This is a genomic window from Streptomyces sp. NPDC020747, assembly GCF_044334695.1.
Classification (GTDB): Bacteria; Actinomycetota; Actinomycetes; order Streptomycetales; family Streptomycetaceae; genus Streptomyces.
In genome coordinates, this window is the sequence record NZ_JBIRTJ010000001.1 from 511,680 (window position 1) to 533,302 (window position 21,623).

9 protein-coding genes are annotated in these 21,623 nt (G+C 70.6%); 1 reads left to right on the forward strand and 8 read right to left on the reverse strand.

Annotation, left to right across the window (positions count from 1 at the left end):
- Nucleotide 1 precedes the first annotated feature (1 nt).
- Nucleotides 2-1,117: an alpha/beta hydrolase-fold protein gene (locus ACH4YP_RS02110; protein ID WP_398488911.1), complete on the forward strand. Its 1,116-nt coding sequence runs from the start codon at nt 2-4 to the stop codon at nt 1,115-1,117.
- Between the two features lie 123 nt (nt 1,118-1,240).
- Here the strand turns inward: ACH4YP_RS02110 and ACH4YP_RS02115 are convergent, their stop codons facing one another.
- From ACH4YP_RS02115 to ACH4YP_RS02150, 8 genes are all read right to left on the reverse strand, one after another.
- Nucleotides 1,241-2,944: an ABC transporter ATP-binding protein gene (locus ACH4YP_RS02115; protein WP_398488912.1), complete on the reverse strand. Its 1,704-nt coding sequence runs from the start codon at nt 2,942-2,944 to the stop codon at nt 1,241-1,243.
- Nucleotides 2,931-13,937, reverse strand: coding sequence for an amino acid adenylation domain-containing protein (locus ACH4YP_RS02120; protein WP_398488914.1), 11,007 nt, complete (start codon nt 13,935-13,937; stop codon nt 2,931-2,933). The genes ACH4YP_RS02115 and ACH4YP_RS02120 overlap by 14 nt, the downstream gene beginning before the upstream one ends.
- A 58-nt stretch (nt 13,938-13,995) precedes the next feature.
- Nucleotides 13,996-15,795 (reverse strand): ABC transporter ATP-binding protein, encoded by a 1,800-nt coding sequence (locus tag ACH4YP_RS02125; RefSeq protein ID WP_398488916.1) that lies wholly within the window; start codon nt 15,793-15,795, stop codon nt 13,996-13,998.
- A gap of 49 nt (nt 15,796-15,844) precedes the next feature.
- Complete coding sequence (locus tag ACH4YP_RS02130) at nt 15,845-16,897, reverse strand: ABC transporter substrate-binding protein (RefSeq protein ID WP_361051175.1); 1,053 nt, start codon at nt 16,895-16,897, stop codon at nt 15,845-15,847.
- A gap of 111 nt (nt 16,898-17,008) precedes the next feature.
- On the reverse strand, nt 17,009-17,848 hold the full coding sequence (locus tag ACH4YP_RS02135) for an ABC transporter ATP-binding protein (RefSeq protein ID WP_398488918.1): 840 nt from the start codon (nt 17,846-17,848) through the stop codon (nt 17,009-17,011).
- A 45-nt stretch (nt 17,849-17,893) separates the two neighbouring features.
- A complete protein-coding gene (locus ACH4YP_RS02140) occupies nt 17,894-18,967 on the reverse strand; it encodes an iron chelate uptake ABC transporter family permease subunit (protein ID WP_361051169.1) in 1,074 nt (357 codons plus the stop codon).
- Nucleotides 18,964-20,019, reverse strand: coding sequence for an iron ABC transporter permease (locus ACH4YP_RS02145; protein WP_361051166.1), 1,056 nt, complete (start codon nt 20,017-20,019; stop codon nt 18,964-18,966). The genes ACH4YP_RS02140 and ACH4YP_RS02145 overlap by 4 nt, the downstream gene beginning before the upstream one ends.
- A gap of 52 nt (nt 20,020-20,071) precedes the next feature.
- Nucleotides 20,072-21,406, reverse strand: coding sequence for a lysine N(6)-hydroxylase/L-ornithine N(5)-oxygenase family protein (locus ACH4YP_RS02150; protein WP_398488920.1), 1,335 nt, complete (start codon nt 21,404-21,406; stop codon nt 20,072-20,074).
- Nucleotides 21,407-21,623 lie beyond the last annotated feature (217 nt).

Here is a 21,623-nt window from a genome sequence, read left to right on the forward strand (position 1 = left end):
CATGACCGATGCCGTTCCCGCCCTCGCGGCCGACAGGGAGAACGCCTTCGTCGCGTTCGGACTCCCCGGCGAACCTGGCACCGACGAGTTCTGGGCGGCGGCGGGGACACCCGCGTCCGTACCTGCCGACGGCGGCGGTTGGGTGACCTTGTTCCTGTGGCGCGGCTCTCCGGCGAGCATCGAGTTCGAGAGCTGGTCGGAGCCGGTCCCCCTGCGCCGGTGGGGCGCCACGGACTGCTGGCACGCGAAGGTGCCCATGCCCTCGCGGCTGCGGGTGACCTACCGGTTCCTCTCGGGCGACGAGACGTACGCCGACCCGTTCAACCCGGTCGGCGCGGGCGGCGACCGGTCCATCGCGGCGACCCCGGACGCCCCGGCCCAGCCGCACTGGCCCGTCATCGGCGCCGATGTCGTACTGCCCCTCCCGCTCACCCGGCTCCGCTGGACCAGCGAACGGCTCGGCGGGCGGCGGACCGTACGGGTCCATCCGGTGGGCGGCGGCGGACCGGTGGTCCTGCTGCTCGACGGGGACGACTGGCTGTACCTGCACCCGGCCATGACCGCCTTCGAATCGGCCGTCGCCAGTGGTGAGATGCCCCCCGTCACCCTCGTATTCCTTCCGAGCAAGGACCGGGAGGCCGAGTTCACGTGCAAGCCCGAACTCTGGGAGGCGGTCCGGGACGAACTGCTGCCGCTGGTGGCGGAGTCCGACGTCCCCTCCGACCCGGACCGGCTGGTGGTCGCCGGGCAGAGCCTCGGCGGGCTGAGCGCGGTGTACGCGGCGCTGGAGTTCCCGGACCTGGTGTCCCGCGTGGCCTGCCAGTCGGGGTCGTTCTGGTGGACGCCCGACGCGATGAGTCTGGCGGATCCGTTCGGCGGGCCGCTCGGTGGGTCCATCGCTGAGCTGTTGCGGGACCGGGGGCCCGAACTGTCTGGGCTGCGGGTCGCGTTCGATGTGGGGGAGCATGAGACGCGGATGTTGCCGCACTGTGAGTTGGTTGAAGTCTTGACCGCGGAGGCCGGTGCGGCTGTGCGCGTCTCGCGGGCGGCCTCCGGCCATGACCGGGTGGGGTGGCGGGAGGCCCTGTTGAGGGATGTGGCCTGGGCCCTCGCGTGAGCGCTCCGCTTGGAACAGGGTGATGTCTGCGGGGTCGGTGAGGGCTGGCCGCGCAGTTCCCCGCGCCCCTAACAGACCGTGCCGTTCCCCGCGCCCCTTGAAAGCCACAGCCCTGTCAGAAAGTTACCGGGCCACCGCCGAGCAGTAGGCCTCGTCCTTGGCGAGGAGGTTGCGGTGGGTGTCCTCTGCTGTGATGACGCCGTCGTCCAGTACGAGGACGCGGTCGGCGGCGTCCAGGAGGGCCGGGCTGCTGGTGAGTACGACGGTGGTGCGGCCCCGGCGCAGTTTCGCGATGTTGCGGGCGATGAGCTGTTCGGTGACCGCGTCGACGGCCGTCGTCGGGTCGTGCAGGACGAGCACGTCGGTGTCTGCGGCCAACGCGCGGGCCAGGGACAGCCGTTGGCGCTGCCCGCCCGACAGGTTCGCGCCGCGGTCGCGGACGCCGTGGTCGAGTCCTTCGCGGTGCAGGGCGACGACATCGGTCAGCAGGGACGCCTCGACGGCCTCGGGGACCGTCCGGCTGGTGCCCGACGGGTCGATGTTCGTACGGAGGGTGCCCGCGAAGATCTCCCCGTCGTACGGGTTCACCAGCATGTGCTCGCGCACCGCCTCGACCGACAGGTCCGCGAGCTCCTGCCCGCCGACCCGCACCACTCCCTCGTACGCCTCGGGCGGTACGTTCACGGCCAGGACCGACGCGAGGTCGGCCGCCGAGCGCGGCTGGTAGACGGCGATCGCCACGAACTCGCCGGCCGGCACCCTGAACTTCAGCTCGCGCAGGGTCCCGTACCGGACGCAGTCGATCTCCAGGGATTCGCCCGCGGCCGGGCGCTCCGGGCCCGGTGTCGTCACCGGCGGCGCGGTCAGCACCAGCGCCATCCGCTCGGCGGAGGCGCGCGCGATCATCACGTACTTCGGCATCTCCGAGAACAGTTTGAGCGGTTCCATGATGAACTGCGCCAGGCCCACGGCCATGACGAGTTCCCCGATGGTGATGCTGCCGTCGAACGCGAGCCAGCCGGCCGTCAGGGTCACGGCGGCGGCCAGGACCGCGTTGAGGGCCAGCGCGGTGCCCGCGTAGACGCCGTTCACCTTGGCGACGGTGATCGCCTGGTGCTTGGCCTCCGTGCTGACCTTCCGGTAGGACCGGAACGCGGCGTGGTTGCCGCCGAAGCCGTGCAGCGGGCGGAGGCCGATGATCAGGTCGGCGACCTTGGCACCGGCGCGCGCGACCCGGGCCTGCTGTTCCTGGGTACTGGCGCCGATCCGCTTGGACATCACGCTCAGGACGGACAGGATCGCGACGGTTCCCACGATCACCAGCAGACCGAGCCGGATGTCGGCCAGGCCCAGTGCGACCGCCGCGACCACCACCGCGACCAGCGAGCTGATCAGCAGCGGGACCACCTCGATGATGTCGGCGGTCTGGTCGGCGTCCTCGGTGGCGATGGTCAGGATCTCGCCGGACTTGAGGTCGACGTCCCTGGCCACCGGCTGGAGTCCGCAGGCCGCGACCCGCACCCGCCAGCGGTGTGCCTCGGTCGTGTTGGCCTTCTGCAGGACGCGCATCCCGAACCGCCACGACAGCGACACGGTCGTGATGATCACGGCCAGCGCGCCGATCGACAGGCCGAGCGCGCCCAGGGTCCGGTCGCCCTGCATCGTGTGTTCGACGATCAGGCCGAGCGCGATGGGAAAGGCCGTCTCACCCGCCTGGTACAGGCCCATGAGGACGGTGCCCCAGACCATGGCGCCGACGTTGCGACGCAGAGCGGTACGGAGGATGTCGGACCCCGGGCGGGGCCGCTGCGTGTCAGGAGTTGTCATCGAGATGGTGGGCAATCGCTTCCGGGGTTCGCAGGGTCAACAGGTCTCGAATGGTGATCACAGGACCGTACTCCCGGCGGAGCAGCCCGATCAGCCGCACCGCCAGCATGGAGTGCCCTCCGAGGGACACGAAGTCGCTCACCGCGCTCACCTCGTCGTCGTCCAGGTCCAGTGCCTCGGCGAAGAACTCGCACACCGTGGTCTCGGTCTCGGTCTCCGGTCCGCGCTCCCCCGCCGTGGTCAGCGCGCCCAGCGGCTTGGCCTCCGGCAACGCCTTGGTGTCAGCCTTCCCGTTCACCGTCAACGGGATGCTGTCGACCTCGGCGTAGTGCGTCGGGCGCAGGAAGTCCGGGAGCCCGGCGCCCACTTCGGCGGCGACCGCCGCCAGGTCGGAGCCGTCGAGCACCAGGTAGGCGGCCAGCCGGTACGCCCCGTCGACCTGCGGGTCGGGCTGGGCGACCGCGGCGACGAACCGCACCGCCGGGTGGGCCGCGAACAGTGCCTCGACCTCGCCCAGTTCGACCCGGTGTCCGCGGATCTTGACCTGCTGGTCGGTGCGGCCCAGGTACATCAGATTGCCGTCGGGCCGCCGGACCACCAGGTCCCCGGTGCGGTACATGCGCTCGCCGGGTTCGCCGAACGGGCAGGCGACGAAGCGGTGCGCGGTCTGGGCGGGCTGCCCGAGATAGCCGCGCGCGATGCCGATGCCCGACACGTACAGCTCACCGGGAACCCCGTCCGGAAGCGGGCGCAGCCACGGATCCAGTACGTACACGTCGGTGTTGTCGATCGCCACACCCACCACCGGGTCCTGGCACTCGAAGGTGCCGACGCCGAGGGTGTTGATCGTGTACTCGGTGGGCCCGTACAGGTTGTAGCCGACGGTCCCCTCGGTCTCGGCGAGCCGCTGCCACAGCGTCGGGGTGACGGCCTCGCCGCCCAGCAGCACCAGGGCCGGCCGTCGGTCCGGATTGTCCAACAGCCCTTCCGCGACCAGCTGTTGTGCGTAGGTAGGGGTCACGTTGATGACGTCGATCCCGAATTCGAGGCAGTACTCGACCAGTCGGGGCGCGTCGCGGCGCAACTCCTCGTCGCAGATGTGCACTTCATGCCCGTCGGCGAGCCACAGCAGCTCCTCCCACGACATGTCGAAGGCGAACGACACGGTGTGCGCGATCCGGAAGACCCGGTGGTCGTGCTCCGCCAACACCGGTTCGAAGATACGTCGCTGATGGTTGATCAGCATGTTGGTGAGCCCGGCGTACTCGGTCACCACGCCCTTGGGCTTCCCGGTCGAACCGGAGGTGTAGATCGTGTACGCGGGGTGCCGCAGGCGGTCCGGGTCGTCCGGCGTGAACGTCACGAACGGCTCGGCCTCGGGCAGGGGTTGGTCGAGTTCGATCAGGTCGCCGGTAAGCCGGGGTGAGACCGCGCTCACGGTGAGGATCACGTCCGGTCGGGCGTCCTCGACGATCGCGGCGATGCGCTCGTCCGGGTGGTCCAGTTCCAGCGGCACATAGGCGGCACCGACGCGCAGCACTGCGAACAGCGCCACGATCGAGTCGAGGGAGCGCGGGATCGCGAGACCCACGTTCGTCTCCGTGCCGATGCCCCGCTGGGCGAGCACGCCCGCCACCGCGCGGCTGCGGTCCCGCAGTTGGGCGAAGGTCATGGTCGAGCCGTGGGCGACGAGCGCCACCCGCTGCGGGTCGCGGTCCGCCGCCCGGTCGAACCGGTCGACCACGGTGTCCGTTCCGACGTCGGTGCGCTCGCCCGGCTCGGGCTCCGCGCCCAAGCCCCGCAGTGCACCCACGGGTCCTGTCGACCGGGCCAGGTCTTCGAGCACGCGCAGGTAGTCGTCGAGGAGACGGCGGGCGTTGTCGGTGTCGCCGTGGCGGTGCTCCAGCTTGACCGTGAGCCGGTCGCCGGGCGTGACGACCCAGGTGAACGGATAGTGGGTGGAGTCGTCGGCCTTCACCGAGGTGATGCCGTGCCGGGCGTTCATCGAGGCGAACGCGTCCATGTCCAGGAAGTTCTGGAGCACGAACAGGTTGTCGAACAGCGTGTCGTGCCCACTGGCCCGCTGGATCTCGCCGAGGCCGAGGTGCTCGTGCTCCATGGCCTCGACCCTGGCCGTCTGCACGGCCGACAGGTACTCCCGGACCGTGTCGTCCGGCCTCGCCCGCGTCCACATGGGCACGGTGTTGAGGAGCACGCCGACGATGTCGGACAGCCCCTCGCCCTCCCTGCCGGAGACGGTCACGCCGAACACGGCGTCGCTGCGGCCCGTGTGGGCGCCGAGCAGGAGGCCGAACGCGCCGGTCAGCACCGAGTTCAGCGTGACGCCGTGCGTCCTGGCCGCTTCCCGTAGCAGTTCCGACTGCTCCTCGGACATCCGGTGCACTAGCGCGCGCGGCAGTTCGTCCGAGAGGGACGGCGCCGGTCCGGCGAGCAGCGTCGGGCCCGGGATGCCCGCCAGGTGCTCCGCCCAGAAGCGTTCCGCTACAGCGGGGTCCTTGGCGTCGAGCGCCCGGGCGTAGTCCTCGAAGCTCGGGGTGGCCGGAGCCGCTTCCAGTCGCTCGCCCGCGACGACGGCCTGATAGGCGTCGAACAGGTCCCGCAGCATGATCTCGCGGGACCAGCCGTCCCACAGCAGCAGGTGGTAGCTCAGCAGCAGGCCGTCGCTGCCGTCGGGCAGCCGCACCACGGTCAGCCGGATCAGCGGCGGCTCACCCGGGTCGAATCCCGTGTCCCGGTCCCGGGCGCGCAGGGCGTCGACCTCGGCGTCCGTCGCCAGCTCGACCGTATGTACGTCGACCCGTCGACCTGCCCTGAGGACCTGGACCGGGTTTCCGTCGTCGTCGGTGGAGAAGCCGGCGCCCACGACCGGGTGGCGGCCGATCACGTACGCCATCGCCTCGGCCAGCGCGTCGGTGTCCAGGCGCCGGTCGAAGGTGAACCAGCTCTGCGCGACGTAGTGTCCGGCCGAACCCGCCATCTGGGCCTGGAAGAACAGGCCCCGCTGGAGCGGGGTGACCGGTGCCGTGCGCTCGGCCGTCGCGGAGGCGTCCGCGATGTCCTTCAGCGCGCCGAGCCAGTGCTCGGTGATCTCGTCCGGTACGCCCTCGGCGAGGACGAACTCCGCGCGCAGGCTCCCGGTGGCCTCGTCGGTCCAGGCGTTGACCTCGACGGCGTACGGGCTGCCCTGATCGCCGCCGGTGATGTGCAGCGCCTGGGACTCGCTGCCCCGGCCGAGGTAGTTGAACAGCACCTGCGGGCGGGCGGTCAGGAGCGGGGCCGTCTGCGGGTTGAGGTACCTGAGCCCGCCGTAGGCGACGTGTCCGCACTCGTCCGGCTGGCGTTCGGCGACCTCGCGCGCCGCCGCTACGGGGTCGGTGTGTGCCGTGAGCCGCACGGGCGCGATGGAGGTGAACCAGCCGACCGTGCGGGTGTAGTCGTGGTGTTCGAGCGCCGGGACCCGGCCGTGCCGCTCCAGCTCGACCGCCAGGTCGGTGGGTGACGGCTGGACGCGGGTCAGCGCGGTGCGCAGTGCGCCGCACAGCAGCTCGGTGAGACCGACGCCGAGCGCGGCGGGCGCGGTACGTGTCACGCGGTCGCTCACGTCGGGCGCGAGTACGACCGTGAACTCGCGCAACGTCCCGACCGCGGGCAGCAGTTCGGGGGCCTGGAGCGTGGTGACCCAGTGCCCGAGGCCGTCGACCGCCGAGGCGGCCTGAAGCGTCAGTGCTTCGGCGTACTCGGCGTAGGACGTGGTCGGCGGTGCCAGGGGCGCCCCGCTCAGGGCGGCGGCCAGGTCGTCGAGGAGGATCAGCCAGGACACCGAGTCGACGGCGAGGTGGTGCACGGTGACGACCAGGGTCCGGCTCGCCGCCAGCCACGAGAACGCGATGACGTCCCCGGACTCGGGGTCGAGCCGTCCGGCGGCCTCGTTCGCCGCGGTGGTCGCGTCGGTCACCTCCGTCTCCACGACGGTGACCTCACGGGCCGGTTCGGTGCGCAGCGCCCACACCCCGTGCTCGGCGCGCAGCCGCAGCCGGAGGGCCGGGTGAGCCTCGACTACGGCGTTCGCGGCGCGCTCGACATCGGCGAAACCGGTGCCCTCGGGGGCCACGAGTGTCCTCGCCTGGGCGAACCGGGCGAGCGATCCGCCCAGTTCGCGCTGGCGCAGGATGATCGGCGTCGGCGCCAGCGGGCCGTCCTCGCGGTGGGCGAGTGCCGGGGCCGTCGCCGTGGCCTGCGGTGTGCGCGTTCCGACGTGCTCGGCGAGCGCGCGCGGTGTCCTGAACAGGAACACGTCCCGTGGCGCGATCGGCAGGCCGAGCGCCCTGGCCCGGTTGATCACGGTGATGGCGACGATGCTGTCGCCTCCGGCCATGAAGAAGTCGGTGTCGGCGTCCACGGTGTCCGCGGCGGAGCCGGGCAGGGCTTCCGCGAAGATTCCGACCAGTTCGGTGAGCGTGGCATCACTGAAGCGCTCCGCAGGAAGTGCCGCAGCACCCACATCAGCGAGTGCAAGTCCGTCGTGGCTGGTCGCGCCGTTCTCCGCGCCCCTAAGGGGCGTGCCCGCCCGCTCGATCAGCGCCTTGCGGTCCAGCTTGCCGTTCACCGTCAACGGCAGCGCGTCGACCGGCAGCACCCGCCCGGGCACCATGTGCACGGGCAGCTTCGCGGAGAGCGACTCCGTGAAGTCACCGGGCACCGGCCCGACCACGTGCGCGACCAGGTGGTCGCCGCTGTCCGCCACGGTGACGGCCACGTCGACCACACCGTCGAGCTCCCTGATCGCGGACTCCACCTCGCCCAACTCGATCCGGAATCCCTTGAGTTGGACCTGGTCGTCGGCCCGCCCCGCGAACTCCAGCTCGCCGTCGAGCGTGCGGCGGGCAAGGTCGCCCGTGTGGTACATCCGGGAGCCGTCGTCGGCGAACGGGTTGGCCACGAACCGGCCCGCGGTGAGCCCCGGCCTGCCCAGGTAGCCGAGGGACACCTGGTCACCGGCGACGTAGATGGCGCCCACCCGGCCCGGCGGCACCGGCCGGAGCCGGTCGTCGAGCAGGTAGGTGGCCAGGCCGGGAATCGGACCGCCGATCGGGCTGACGTCGTCGCCGAGGCCGAAGTCCTCGTCGGTCAGCACCCGGTGGGTGACGTGGACGGTGGTCTCGGTGATGCCGTACATGTTGACCAGCTCGGGCGAACCGGTGCCGTGCCGCTCGACCCAGCCGCGCAGCCGCCCGAGATCCAGCGCCTCGCCGCCGAAGATGATCCGGCGCAGTGCGGTGGCGGGCTCACCGGCATGCCGGTCGGCCTCGATGAACTGGTAGAACGCCGACGGGGTCTGGTTGAGCACGGTGACTCCGCGCTCGCGGACCAGCCGGTGGAAGTCGACCGGGGAGCGGGTCAGCCCGTACTCCGGGACAAGGAGCTCACCGCCATGGGCCAACGCCCCCCACAGCTCCCAGACCGCGAAGTCGAAGGAGAAGGAGTGGAACTGGACCCACACGTCGGACGGACCGAAGCCCATGTCGGGCCGGGTGTTCGCGAGCAGCGTCACCACACTGGAGTGCGGGACGACGACACCCTTGGGCCGGCCGGTCGACCCGGACGTGTAGATCACGTACGCGGGGTCGCGCCAACTGACCGCCGTACCCGACTCGTTGGGGCCCGGCACCTGCCCAACTCCCTGCGGCGGCTCCTCCCCCTGTACGAGCACACGGGCCGACACGCCCGCCCGGGCCAGCAGTTCCGTGAAGCGTTCCCGCTGCTCGCGGTCCACGAGAACGACCTGCGGAGCGGCGTCGGCAAGGATGTACTCCAGCCGTTCGTCCGGGTACGCCAGGTCCAGCGGCACGTACGCGCCACCCGCGCCGACGATCGCGACCAGGGCGACGACCTGTTCGAGGGAACGCGGGACGGCGACGGCGACCCGCTTGCCCGGTCCGACGCCGGACGCACGCAGCACCGAGGCCAACTCGTCCTTGGAGTCCGACAGTTCGCCGTAGGTCAGTGACCTGGTGCCGCCGTCGAGAGCGCACTGGGTGACGGCGGTGGCGGCCGGGTCCCGGCGCGCGGCGGCGTCGAAGAGTCCGCCCAGGGTGGTCGAAGTGATGCGCGCGGGACGCCTGCCGTCCTCGGGCGCCAGGTCGTCGACCAGTGCGTCGGGCCGGGTGAGCATGCCTGTGAGGGTCCGGGTGAACGTACGCAGGATCGCCTGGGCGCTCGCCTCCCGCAGCAGTTCGCCGTCGTAGATCAGGTTGAAGCGGGGGCGACCGTCGAGTGCGCGCTCGACCACCAGGGTCAACGGGTAGTGCGGGGCGCCCTCGTTCACGATGTCGGTGATGACCAGGTCGTCGTCGGGCCCGCGCAGCGCGTCCACGTCGGTCGCCACGTCGAACACCACCAGGGTGTCGAACAGGGAGCCGGGGCCGGCCTGGCGGCCGATCCTCGCCAGCGAGACATGCTGGTGCGGCAGCACCGCGCTCTGGTGTTCCCGTACCGAGGCGAGCAGGTCGCGCGCCGTGGTGGTGTCGGCCCAACGGGCGCGTACGGGGATCGTGTTGATGAACAGACCCACCATGTTCTCGATGCCGGGCACCTCGGCGTCGCGCCCGGACACCGTGGAGCCGAACACGACGTCCGTGCCGTGCAGGATGCCGCCCAGCGTCACCGCCCAGGCGCTGTGCACGGCCGCGCTCAGCGGCACCCCGGCGGACCGGACGGCCGCGTCGATGTCGTCCGTCGGCTCCACGGCGGTGTCGGCGAACCGGTCGGAGGGGGTGTGGCCCTCGGCGACGAGGGAGGGGCCGGGCAGCTCGGCGAGTTGTTCCTGCCAGACCCGGTCGCTCTCGTCGTCGTCGCGTCCGGCGAGCCAGCGCACGTAGTCGGGGAAGCCGCCGATCGCGTACACGGTCCCCGGCGCGTGGTACTCGGCCAGCAGCGCGCGGAGCATCGGCGGCACCGACCAGCCGTCGGCGATGATGTGGTGCACCGTCTGCACCAGGACGCTGCGGCCGGAGCCCGCGCGGACGAGCGTGTACCGCATCAGCGGTCCGGTGGCCAGGTCGAACCCGGCGCGGCGGTCCCGTTCCGCGTGGTCGCGTAGCTCGTCGTCGGTGATGCCGGGGCGGTCCAGGGTGGTGAAGGGCGCCTCCACACCGCTGTCCAGTACGGAGACCACGCGGCCGTCGGTGAGGGCCACGAACCGTGCGGCCAGGTTCGGGTACAGCGCGAGCAGGCGGGTGGCCGCCGCCGCGAGCCGGTCGGCGTCCACCTCGCCGTCCAGCGTGAGCAGTTGCTGCTCGACGTAGCTGCCCGCCGAGTCGTCGTCGAAGACCGAGTGGAAGTACAGGCCCTCCTGCAACGGGGTCAGCGGCAGGATGTCCCGCAGCTCCGGGCCGTCCAGGGCGTCGACGTCGGCCTGTGTCAGAGGCACCAGGGGGAAGTCACTGGGCGTGTGGCCGCCCTGGTCGAGCGCGGCCAGTCCGGCCAGGGCCACCCGGAAGTACTCGCCGAGCGTCGTGATGTCCTCGTCGGTGAACATCCCGCCGGGCCAGGAGATGGTGGTGACCAGTTCGTACTCGCCGGTCGAGGCGGCGGGTTCGGCGATCGCGTTGAACTCCAGGGCGCGCGGCAGGCGCATCCTCGGGTCGCGCTTCTCGCCCAACTGGCCGGTGGTGCCCGCGAGTTGCCAGTCGCCGGACGAGCCCGCGTCGAAGCGGCCCAGGTAGTTGAAGAGTATCTGCGGTGCGGGTGCGTCGAACTCGCTCTGGGCCAGGTAGCGCAGGGCGCCGTAGGAGACGCCGTTGTCCGGCACCCGGGCGAGGTCCTCCTTGACCGCCTTGAGTGCGGCGGCCAGGTAGTCGGGTGCGGTGAGGTCGCTCGCCGCGCCGGGGTCCACGGTCACCGGGAACAGTGTGGTGAACCAGCCCACGGTCCGGGACAGTTCGGGTTCGAAGCCGGCGGTGCCCGCCACGAACTGTCCTTCGCGGCCGTGGCCTTCGAGTTCGATGTGCGCGAACGTCTGGTCCTGCCCGTGGTCGCGGCGCCAGCGGGCGAGAGTGACGGCGAGGGCGGTCAGCAGTACGTCGTTGACGCCCGCGTGGAACTTCGCGGGGATCTCGCCCAGCAGCGCGGCCGTGATCTCGGGGCCGACCGAGACGGTCCGGAGCCGTTCGTCTGCGACGGTGTCGGCCTCCGACAGCGCGCGCCTGCCCACCGGTTGGTCCGCTCCCGGCAGGGGTCGCCGGAAGTAGGCACTGTCCGCGTCGAACGCCGCGCGGTCCAGCAACTGCGTCCAGCGCCGGAACGACGTGCCCGCCGGGGGCAGTTCGATCGGCACGCCCGAGGAGAACTGCCGCCATGCCGTGGCCAGGTCCTCCATCAGGACGCGCCAGGACACACCGTCGATCACCACGTGGTGGGCGACCAGGACCAGTTGGCGTGCCTCGCGGCGCCAGACGGCACGGAGCATGACGCCGCCCGACGGGTCGAGTCCGTCGGTGGCGAGGGAAACGCACTCGTCGAGCGGCCGGTCGCTCTCCTGCCACCCCGGGGCGGCCCGGTCCGCCTCCGGTATCTCGAAGCTCCAGTGGTCGCCGTGCACCAGCTCGGCGCGCAGCATGTCGTGCCGGGCGACCAGGGCGCCGAGGATCGCGTCGAGCGCGTCGGCGGTGAGGTCCGCCGGGGTGTTCAGCACGACCGACTGGACGAAGCCGTCGATCGCGTCCGTGGTCTCGCCGAGCCACTGCACGATGGGCGAACCCACGACGGCACCGGTCGCGATGTCCCCGTGGTCGACGGTGGCGACGTCCTCACGGCTCGCCACCGCTGCCAGTGCCCCCACCAGGGTGTGGGTGAAGATCTGCCGTGTCGTGACGTAGAGACCCGCGTCGCGCAGCGCGCTCAGCAGCGAGATCGCCAGGATGCTGTCGCCGCCGAGCTGGAAGAAGTCCTGGTCGACACCGACCTCGTCGAGCTGCAGCAGCGCCGCGATCGCCGCGCAGACCGCGCGCTCGTTCTCGGTGGTGGGCCGGACGATCGAGCCCGTCCCGATGGTGGGCTCCGGGAGGGCGTTCCGGTCGAGCTTGCCGTTCGCGGTGAGCGGGAACTCCTTCATCACCACGACGTGGGCGGGCACCATGTACTCGACCATGTGCTCGGCGGCCCACGCCTTGACCTCGTCCGCGCGCAGGGTCTCGCTCCCGGCGGCCGGGATCACGTACCCCACGAGGTAGGTGCCGCCGGCCGCGTTCTTCTTCGCGACGACGCAGGTGTGCCGTACGCCGGGGTGTTCGGCGAGGCCGACCTCGACGTCCTCGATCTCCAGCCGCATGCCGCGGATCTTGATCTGGTTGTCGGCCCGGCCGAGGAAGTCCAGCGATCCGTCCGGGGCGAACCTCGCGAGGTCACCGGTCCGGTAGAGCCGGGACCCGTCCGCGGCGAAGGGATTCGCCACGAACCGGGACGCCGTGAGGCCGGGCGCGTTGACGTACCCGCGTCCCAGGAGGAAGCCGCCCACGTACAGTTCGCCGCCGACTCCGACCGGGACCGGGCGCAGTTCGTCGTCCAGCACGTACAACTGGGTGTTGGGGTTGGCCTTGCCGATCGATGTCGACAGGCGTTCCGCCTCGCCCCGGTAGATGACGTGCGAGACGCCGATCGTCGTCTCGGCCGGGCCGTAGCCGTGGTACATGGGGATGTCGAGCCGGGTGCGGAACCGTTCGTACAGCTCCGGGGTCAGCACCTCGCCGCCGCACCACACGTGCCGCAGGCTGTCCAGGTCTCCGGAGCCGCCGGCGATCTCCAGGAGTACGTCCAGCATGGACGACACCAAGTAGGTGAAGGTGACGCGGTGTTCGGCGATGACGCTGAGCAGGTGGTGCGGGTCGCGTTCGCCGCCGGGCCGCAGGACCACCAGCCTGCCGCCGCTGACCAGCGGCAGGAAGATCTCGTTGATGGAGATGTCGAAGGACAACGGCGCCTTGAACAGCGACGCGTCGTCGTGGCCGAAGCCGAGGATCTCGTCGACCTGCCACAACAGCCGTTCGCTGATGGCTTCGTGACGGATCATCGCGCCCTTGGGCCGCCCGGTCGAACCGGACGTGAAGATCACGTACGCCAGGGCGTCGCCGTGGACGGCGATCCCGGTCCCGTCCGTGGGGTGGGAGCCGAACTTCCAGTCGCCGAGGTCGACGGACACGGCGTCGGGCTCGCCCTGGGCCTGCTCGCCGGAGTCGTTGAGCTGCAGCACGACCCGGGCGTCCTCGATGACGACGGCTCGGCGTGCGGCGGGCCACTGCGGGTCGAGCGGGACGAACGCGCACCCGGCCTGGAGGACGCCGAGCAGCCCGATCACCATGTCGGCGGAGCGGCCCAGTGAGATGCCGACGACCTGTTCGGCAGCGAGTCCGCGCTCGATCAGGTGGTGGGCCAACTGGCTGGACAGCTCGGCCGCCTGACGGTACGTCAGGGAGCGGTGCTCATCGACGACGGCAACGGCGTCCGGCCTGGTGCGTGCCTGCTCGCGGAACATCTCCACCATGGTCGGGCGGACCCGGTCGGCCTCGGTGTCGTTCCACTCGGCCAGGGCCTCGATCCGCGCGGCCACGCCGGACGGGCCGATGGTGCCGATGGGCCGGTCCGGGAAGTCGGCCAGGTCGTCCAGCGCGAGCTGTGCGTCGGACCGCATCGCGCCCGCCGGGACGGCGATGCTCCAGCCGTCCCCACCGGCCTCCCAGCCGCCGGGCTCCCCGGCGCCGGGCGCGTCCCCGCCGTTGTCGACCCACGCGAGGACGTCGGCGAACAGGGTGCCGGGGGTGAGGTCGATGCCGTCGGGGCTCTGTCCCGTGGCCCAGTACGACAGCCCGATGGCGCACGCCTCGACGATGGTCCGGTCGGAGAAGTCGCCGGTCCGCCTGCGTACGTCGGCAAGGCGCGTGGGAGAAAGCAGTACGAGACGAGCGCTCGGTTCCATCATCGAAGACTCAGCGTCCCTTCCAGGTAATGAAAGTTAGCCTAACCTAAATTAGGTTTACCTAACTGCCTTCGCGCCAGGCCCGCCACAATCGTGCGTAGCGGCCGCCCAGAGCCACCAACTCCTCGTGGGTTCCCTGCTCGACGACCCGTCCCGCGTCCAGCACGGCGATCCGGTCCGCCGCCATCGCCTGGGTCAGCCGGTGCGCCACGAACAGCGTGGTCCGGCCCGCGCACGCGGCCAGCACGGCCCGCTCCAGCTCGGCGGCACCCTCGCTGCCCGCCTCCGCGGTCGACTCGTCGAGCACCACCACCGGGGCCCGGCCCAACACGAGGCGGGCCAGGGCGATCTGGGCGACCTTGGTGACGTCCAGCCGCTCGCCGCCCTCGCCGACCAGGGTGTTCAGCCCGTCGGGCAGCGCCTCGACCCACCCGCCGGCGCCGACCGTACGCAACGCGTCGGTCAGCTCGGCATCGGTCGCCTCCGGCGCGGCCAGCCGCAGGTCGTCGGCGAGCGGACCGGAGAACACATGTGTCTCCTGCGTCAGGATGCTCACCAGGGCCCGGGCTCCGGCCTCGTCCAGACCGGCGAGGTCGGTCGACCCGACGCGCACCGACCCGGCCTGCGGGGTCCCTATGCCGGCGATCAGCGCGGCCAGGGTCGACTTGCCCGCGCCCGTCGCCCCCACCAGCGCGAGCGAACCGCCGGCCGGGATCGTCAGTCCGACATCCCTCAGGACCGGTTCCTCGGTGTCGGGATAGCTGAACGTCAGCCCCTCCACCGTCACTTGGTAGGACACGGCGTCCGCGGTCGCGACGGCCTCGTCGCCCACCAGCCGGTCCTCCGCGTCCTCCCCCAGCACCCCGACCAGCCGGGTCAGGCTCGCGCCCGACTTCTGCGCCTCGTCGAAGGTGAACATGATGGAGCCCAGCGGGGTGAACAGCCGGTGGAACATCAGCGGGGCCGCCGACACCTCGCCCAGGGTGGCGGCATCGGCCTCCAACAGGGCGTATCCCACCACGAGGATCAGGACGAGGCCGATGAACTCGGCGCGGTTCTCCCGGCCGACGAACCGGCCGAAGAACCGGAACACCTCGATGCCGAGCTCGCGCACCCGCCACGACTCGCTGGTGACCTTCTCGCGGACGTCACCTTCGAGGCGGTACGCCCGGACCGTGTCGATCCCGTTCAGACCGCTGATCAACGCCTGCGCGCGGTCGGCCTGGGCCACCCGCTGCTTCCGGTAGAGCGGGGCGGACCGTGGGAGATACCAGCGCAGGGCCAGCGCGTACGCGGGCAGCGCGCCGGCGCCCGCCAGGCCGAGCCGCCAGTCGAGGCCGAACATGCCGACCGTGGCGATGGCGACCAGCACTCCCGCCGAGAACACGGTGGGGATGGCCGTACGGATGCCCTTGGAGATCACGGCGACGTCGTCACCGACCCGGGACAGCACGTCTCCCCGGCCGACCTGCTCGATCCGTGCGCTGGGCATCCCGAGCACCGCCCGGACGGCGCCTTCGCGCAGCCTCGCGAGCAGGTCCGCGCCGAGCCGGCCGATCAGGTACGTCGACACCGCGGTGGCCACCGCGCCGAACAGCGCGGCGGCCACCATCAACACCCCGACCCTGACCAGGACCGAGCGCGACTCGCCGTCGACCACCCCGTCGACCACCCCGTCGACCACCCGGCCGAGCAGGAGCACCGGGAGCACCTGGAGCGCCGCGCCGACCACCGTGGTGAGCACGGTGGCGACCGTCAGCCAGGGCACCTCGCGGCAGTGCGCCACGACCCAGCGGGTGGCCTCACCCCCGGTCGCCGTGCGCAGAGTCGCCGGGGGGACGCGCGTGTCGGTAGTGCTCACACCAGGCCCAGGTCTGGTCGGGGACGGGATCCGTTGACCATCGACATCCTTAGCCGGCCGCCGACTTCACAAGCTCGTCGATCGCGTACGGCATGGACAGCAGGGTGCCCTGGGAGATGGCCGCGCCGATCGCCGGGCCCTCACTGTCCAGCAGGTACGACACCTTGCCGTTCTTCACGGCGTCCAGGTTGGTGAACAGCTTGAACTTCTTCAGGGCTGCCGTGTCCGCCTTGTCGTTGATGACGAAGACGCGGTCCACGTCGACCAGGTCGATGCGCTCGGGCGACAGTGCGACGGAGAAGCTGCCGTCCGCGACCTTGTCGATCTCGGTCTGGTACTTGAAGCCGAGGCCCGTCAGCAGCTGACCGCGCACGTCGGTGGAGGTGAAGGGGTTGACCGCGTCCTTGTACCAGGACAGCGCGACCGCCTTCTGGTCCGCGAACTCCGGGTGCTCCTTCTTGGCGGTGTCGAGCTGCCCCTGGATGGCCTTCACCATCTTCTCGCCCTCGGCGGCCTTGCCGAGCGCCTTGGCGATCTGGAGCGCGTTGTCCTGCCACGGAGCGCTGAACGGCTCCTTCTCGGCCTTGGTGCGGCCCACCGTCGGGGCGATCTGGGAGAGCTTGTCGTAGGCGGCCTTGTCGACCTCGGAGTAGACCGCGATGATCAGGTCCGGCCGCAGGGCCGCGATCTTCTCGTAGTTGGGGCCGGCGTCACCGTTCTTCATGATGACCTCGGGCTTGGCGTCGCCCCACTTGTCCTTCACCCAGGGCCACTGGGTGTTGATGTCGGGGGTCTTGCCCGCCGGGTTCGGGTACTGGTCGACCATGCCGACCGGCTTGATGCCGAACGCCAGGACGCTCTGGTCGTCCGTGTAGCCGACGGTGACCACCCGCTTGGGAGCCTCGGCGACCTTCGTGGATCCGAACGCGTGCTCCACGGTGACCGGGAACGCGCCGGACTTGGCAGCCGGGGCGCTGTCGTTCGACTCGTCCTTCGAGTCGGAACCACATCCCGCGAGAAGACCGACGCCGAGCGCCGCCGCGGAAACCGTCGCCGCCAACCGCCGCCAGGGCTTCATACGCGTCGTTCGAAGGAGGAACATTCCCAGATCCCTTGCTTTAGCGCCGTCCGCTGCACCCTGTCTTAGGGCAGGCAAACCTTATCCTGGCGAAGTGAGGTTAGCCTAGCCTAACTTCATCATCTTTATGCGGATCTAGTCCAGTTGGACGTGAGTGCGGCCGATGGGCACGATGAGCGGCCGGTCCCCCACCGGGTCGTCGATCACCTTGGCGCGCAGTCCGAACGCCTCGTGGAGCAGTTCGGCGGTGATCACGTCACGCGGGTGCCCCTGCGCCAGGATCGCCCCCTCCCTCATCACCACGAGGTTGTCGCTGTAGCGCGTGGCGAGGTTGAGGTCGTGCAGCACCATGACCACGGTGCACCCCGACTCGTGCAGGTCGTCCACCAGGTCGAGCACGTCGATCGCGTGCGCCAGGTCCAGGTACGTGGTCGGCTCGTCGAGCAGCAGCAGGTCGGTGCCCTGGGCCAGGGTCATCGAGATCCAGACGCGCTGACGCTGTCCGCCGGACAGTGAGTCGACCGGACGGTCGGCGAGGTCGGACACCCCGGTCATGGCCAGCGCGCGCTCCACGACGGCGACGTCGTCCGAGGACCACTGCCGCAGCCAACTCTGGTGCGGATGGCGGCCCCTGGCGACCAGGTCGGACACCGTCAGCCCCTCCGGCGCGACCGGCGCCTGGGGCAGCAGGCCGAGCTTCTTCGCCACGTCCCTGGTCCTGAGCTTGACGATGTCGTCGCCGTCGAGGACGACCGTGCCCCTGGTCGGCTTGAGCAGCCGCGAAAGGGTCCTCAACAGGGTCGACTTCCCACAGCCGTTGGGGCCGATGACCGTGGTGATCACCCCTGGCGGTATCGCCACGTCGAGCTCGTCGATGACGATCCGGCCGCCGTACCCGACCGTGACTCCCCTGGCTGCCAGCCGCGAGGTCTCACCGACCCCGGACTCGGCCTCGGCGATGTGCTGAGCGGCCACGAATCCCCCTCCGCCTACTTAGGTCTGCCTAACTCTTTGTACCAGCTATCTGAGGTTCGCCCGCACCAGGAGATAGACGAGGAAGGGGCCGCCGATCGCGGCGGTGACCACACCGACCGGGAGACTGATCGGCAGTGCCGTACGCGCCACCAGGTCCGCGCCGATCAGGAGCAGCGCCCCGACCAGTCCCGAGGCCACCATCGGCGGCGTCGGGCATCTCGCCAGCCGCATCGCCACCTGTGGTGCCACCAGCGCGACGAAAGGGACCGGGCCGGCCGCGCTCACCGCCGCGGCGGCCAGCAGCACCGCGCACAGCAGCAGGACGGCCCGCACCATCGAGTACCGGACGCCCAGGCCCGCGGCGATCTCGTCACCGAAGTGCATCGGCTTGAACTGGAACGCGACACTCGCCACGACGACCAGGAGGACGAGCGTGCACCAGAGCGCTATCCGCACCTCGCCCCACGACCGGTTGTCCAGCGAACCGACCAGCCACGCCTGGGCCTTGGCCACATCCCGGATGTCGGCCGTGACCAGCAGCCAGGTCGTGATCGCCTCCATCACGGCGCTCACCGAGATGCCGATGAGGATGAGCCGGAAGCCGTCGACCCCGCGCCGCCACGCCAGGAAGTACACCAGCAGACCCGTGCCGAGCCCGCCGAGGAGCGCGGCCGCGGACAGGCCCACGGAGCTGACGATCGCCGTCGCGGTCCCGCCCGACACCGTCACCAGGAACACCGAGACCGCGCTGGCGCCCCCGGTGACCCCGAGGATGTCCGGGCTTGCCAGCGGATTGCGCGCGATGGACTGTGTGATCGCCCCGGACACCCCGAGCGCGATCCCCACGACGAGCCCGGCCAGGGCACGCGGCATCCGCAGGTCCATGATCACGAACTCGTCGACCCGCTCGCCCCGGCCGAGGATCGTGGCGAACACCCGGTTCAGGCCGATGGGGAAGTCCCCCACGCCGATGGACACGCAGAACACCAGGAAGGTCGCCGCCGCCAGCAACAGCGTGACGAACACGATCAAGGGCCGCCATACGAACGACCACTGGCCGAGCCGCACACCCGGCGCCACCGCTGGCTTCACGTCTGGCGTCACGTCAGTCCCGTTCATGCGTTCTTGAACTTTCCGCGCCACACCAGAACCGCGAAGAACGGAGCGCCCAGGAGGGCGACGAGGACACCCGCGTCCAACTCGCCCGGCCGCACCACCAGCCGCCCCACGATGTCGCAGACCAGCAGGATGATGGCGCCGAGCAGACCCGCGTACGGCACGAGCCAGCGATAGTCCGGGCCGGTCAGGTACCGGGCCACGTGGGCCACCATGAGCCCGAGGAACGAGATGGGGCCGCACGCCGCAGTGGCCGCGCCCGCGAGCAGGGTGATGGCGAGGATGCCGACGGTCCGGCTCAGCGCGATGTTCACTCCGAGGCCCCGCGCCACGTCGTCGCCCAGGTTGAGCAGGTTCAGGGAGGGCAGCATGGCCAGGGCCAGTACCAGCCCGACGGCGATGAACGCGGTCACCGGCCAGATGACATCGAAGCCGACGCCGGCCACGGAGCCCGCGTTCCAGAACCGCAGCGCGTTCAGCGAAGCCAGGTCCGTCAGCGCGACCGCGGTGGTCATCGCCGCGAGGAACACCGTGATCCCCTGCCCGGCCAGTGCGAGCGTCAGTGGATTGCCGGCGCCCCGGCCGATGCTCGCGAGGCCGAACACGACGACGCCGGCGACCGCCGCTCCCAGGAAGGCGAACCAGACGTACTGGAACGGGTTGGAGAGCCCGAACACGGCGATCACCGACACCACCGCGAACGAGGCACCGGCGTTCACGCCCAACAGGCCCGTGTCCGCGATGGGGTTGCGCGTGTACCCCTGGATCAGCGCCCCGCCGACCCCCAGCGCGATGCCCGCCACGATGGCGAGCACCGTCCGGGGCACCCGCACGGTCCGCACGATGAGCCTGATCTCGGTGAGCCGCTGGTCGGAGTCCGGCGCCGCGAACAGCCCGTGCCACACCTCGGCGGGGCTCAACGAGCGCGCGCCGACGGCCAACGACACCACCCCCGCGACCACCAGGACCAGCACCAGAATACCCAAACCCACCACCCGCCGCCGGCGGGTGTCCGTGCCCCTGGGCGCGGGGCGCTCAATCGCAGTCGTGCCCATGCCGAAGTACGTTATCCCTATTGATCCACCGGAGAAGCAGGGCCTCGGCCTTTCACGCGGCGACCGTCCGGGCCTCGTCCGAAGGGGACTTGACGCCCCGGGCGAGGAGCGAGTCCAGGATCTCCCCGACCCTGGTCGCGGTGTTGGACAGCAGGGACGACGTGATGCCGTGCGTGTGCTCCGTACCGCCCTGGAGGTAGATGCCGCAGCGCAGTTCGGGGTCCGTCACGATGCGGTAGTCGCGCTCGACGCGGACGCGGCCCTCGTCGTCGCGCAGGCAGTGGTCCGCGACCTCGCCGAGGAGGCCGAGGGGGTCGGCGGGGCTGTAGCCGGTGGCGAAGACCACGACGTCCGCGTCCAGGACGGTCTCCTCGCCGGTGACGAGGGACGTCACGGTGGCACGGGCCGTGTCCTGGGTCTCCTTGACGTCGGTCAGCCGGGACACGTTGAGGAAGCGCAGCCGCTCGGTGCCGAGGACCTTCTCCTGGTACGTCTGCCGGTACAGGTCCTCGATCAGGTCTATGTCCACCACTGAGTAGTTGGTGTTGCCGTGGTAGTCCATCAGGCGGCGCTTGACGTTCTCGGGCGCGGCGAAGTACTCGTCGACGGCCGCGGGATCGAAGATCCGGTTGGCGAAGCTGCTGTCGTCGGCGGGGCTGTAGCCGTAGCGGGAGAAGACCGCGCAGACCTCGGCCCCGGGGAAGCGGCGGTGCAGGTAGGCGACGTTCTCGGCGGCGCTCTGACCTGCGCCCACGACGATGAACCGGGAGGGCGAGGTGCCCTCCAACCGGTCGACCTTCGCCAGCAGTTCGGAGTTGTGCCAGACACGGTCGCCCGTCTCGACACCCTCCGGCATGAGGGGGCGCATCCCGGTGCCGAGGACCAGGTTGCGGGCCCGGTGGACCGCGAGACCCTCCGCCGACCGGACCGTCACCTCCAGGTGCTCCACGGCTCCGTCACGGACGACGGGCACGACGCCGACGACCTCGTGGCCGTAGGAGACCATGTCCTCGACCTGGGCCGCGGCCCACTCCAGGTAGTCGTGGAACTCGACCCGCAGCGGGAAGAGGTTCTTGTGGTTGATGAAGTCGATCAGCCGGCCCTTGCTCTTCAGGTAGCAGAGGAAGCTGAACTCACTGGCCGGGTTCCGGAGCGTCACCAGGTCCTTGAGGAAGGACACCTGCATGGTCGCGTCGTCGATCAGCATGCCCCGGTGCCAGCCGAAGCACGGCTGCTGCTCGAAGAAGTGAGCGGTGATCGCCTCCTGCTCGCCTGCTCGTGCGTTGTGCTCGCCGAGTGCGATCGCCATGGCCACATTGGACGGTCCGAAACCGATGCCAATGAGGTCGTGGACCAGTGGTGCGTCATCAGGAAGAACCTGTGACATGTCACTCCCATCGTGCGGGGCAGTCGCCTGTCAGGCGTGGGGAAGGTACGAGGTACGAAAGGTGGGCATGCCGACGGCCGAGCCCATCAGGAATTTAGGTTAGCCTAAGCTAATCCCATTGAGCTGTCGACCGGGCGACCCGGGTAATCGGGTACTGGCGCTCGCCAACTGGGGCACCACGCGGCCCCGTTGCATACTAAGGTAAGCCTTGCTTTAC

What these genes read in the sequence shown, in the direction of transcription:
- ACH4YP_RS02110 (WP_398488911.1), top strand. Translation starts at nt 2, where the DNA reads ATGACCGATGCCGTTCCCGCCCTCGCGGCCGACAGGGAGAACGCCTTC.
- ACH4YP_RS02115 (WP_398488912.1), bottom strand. Translation starts at nt 2,944, where the DNA reads ATGACAACTCCTGACACGCAGCGGCCCCGCCCGGGGTCCGACATCCTC.
- ACH4YP_RS02120 (WP_398488914.1), bottom strand. Translation starts at nt 13,937, where the DNA reads ATGATGGAACCGAGCGCTCGTCTCGTACTGCTTTCTCCCACGCGCCTT.
- ACH4YP_RS02130 (WP_361051175.1), bottom strand. Translation starts at nt 16,897, where the DNA reads ATGTTCCTCCTTCGAACGACGCGTATGAAGCCCTGGCGGCGGTTGGCG.
- ACH4YP_RS02140 (WP_361051169.1), bottom strand. Translation starts at nt 18,967, where the DNA reads ATGAACGGGACTGACGTGACGCCAGACGTGAAGCCAGCGGTGGCGCCG.
- ACH4YP_RS02145 (WP_361051166.1), bottom strand. Translation starts at nt 20,019, where the DNA reads ATGGGCACGACTGCGATTGAGCGCCCCGCGCCCAGGGGCACGGACACC.
- ACH4YP_RS02150 (WP_398488920.1), bottom strand. Translation starts at nt 21,406, where the DNA reads ATGTCACAGGTTCTTCCTGATGACGCACCACTGGTCCACGACCTCATT.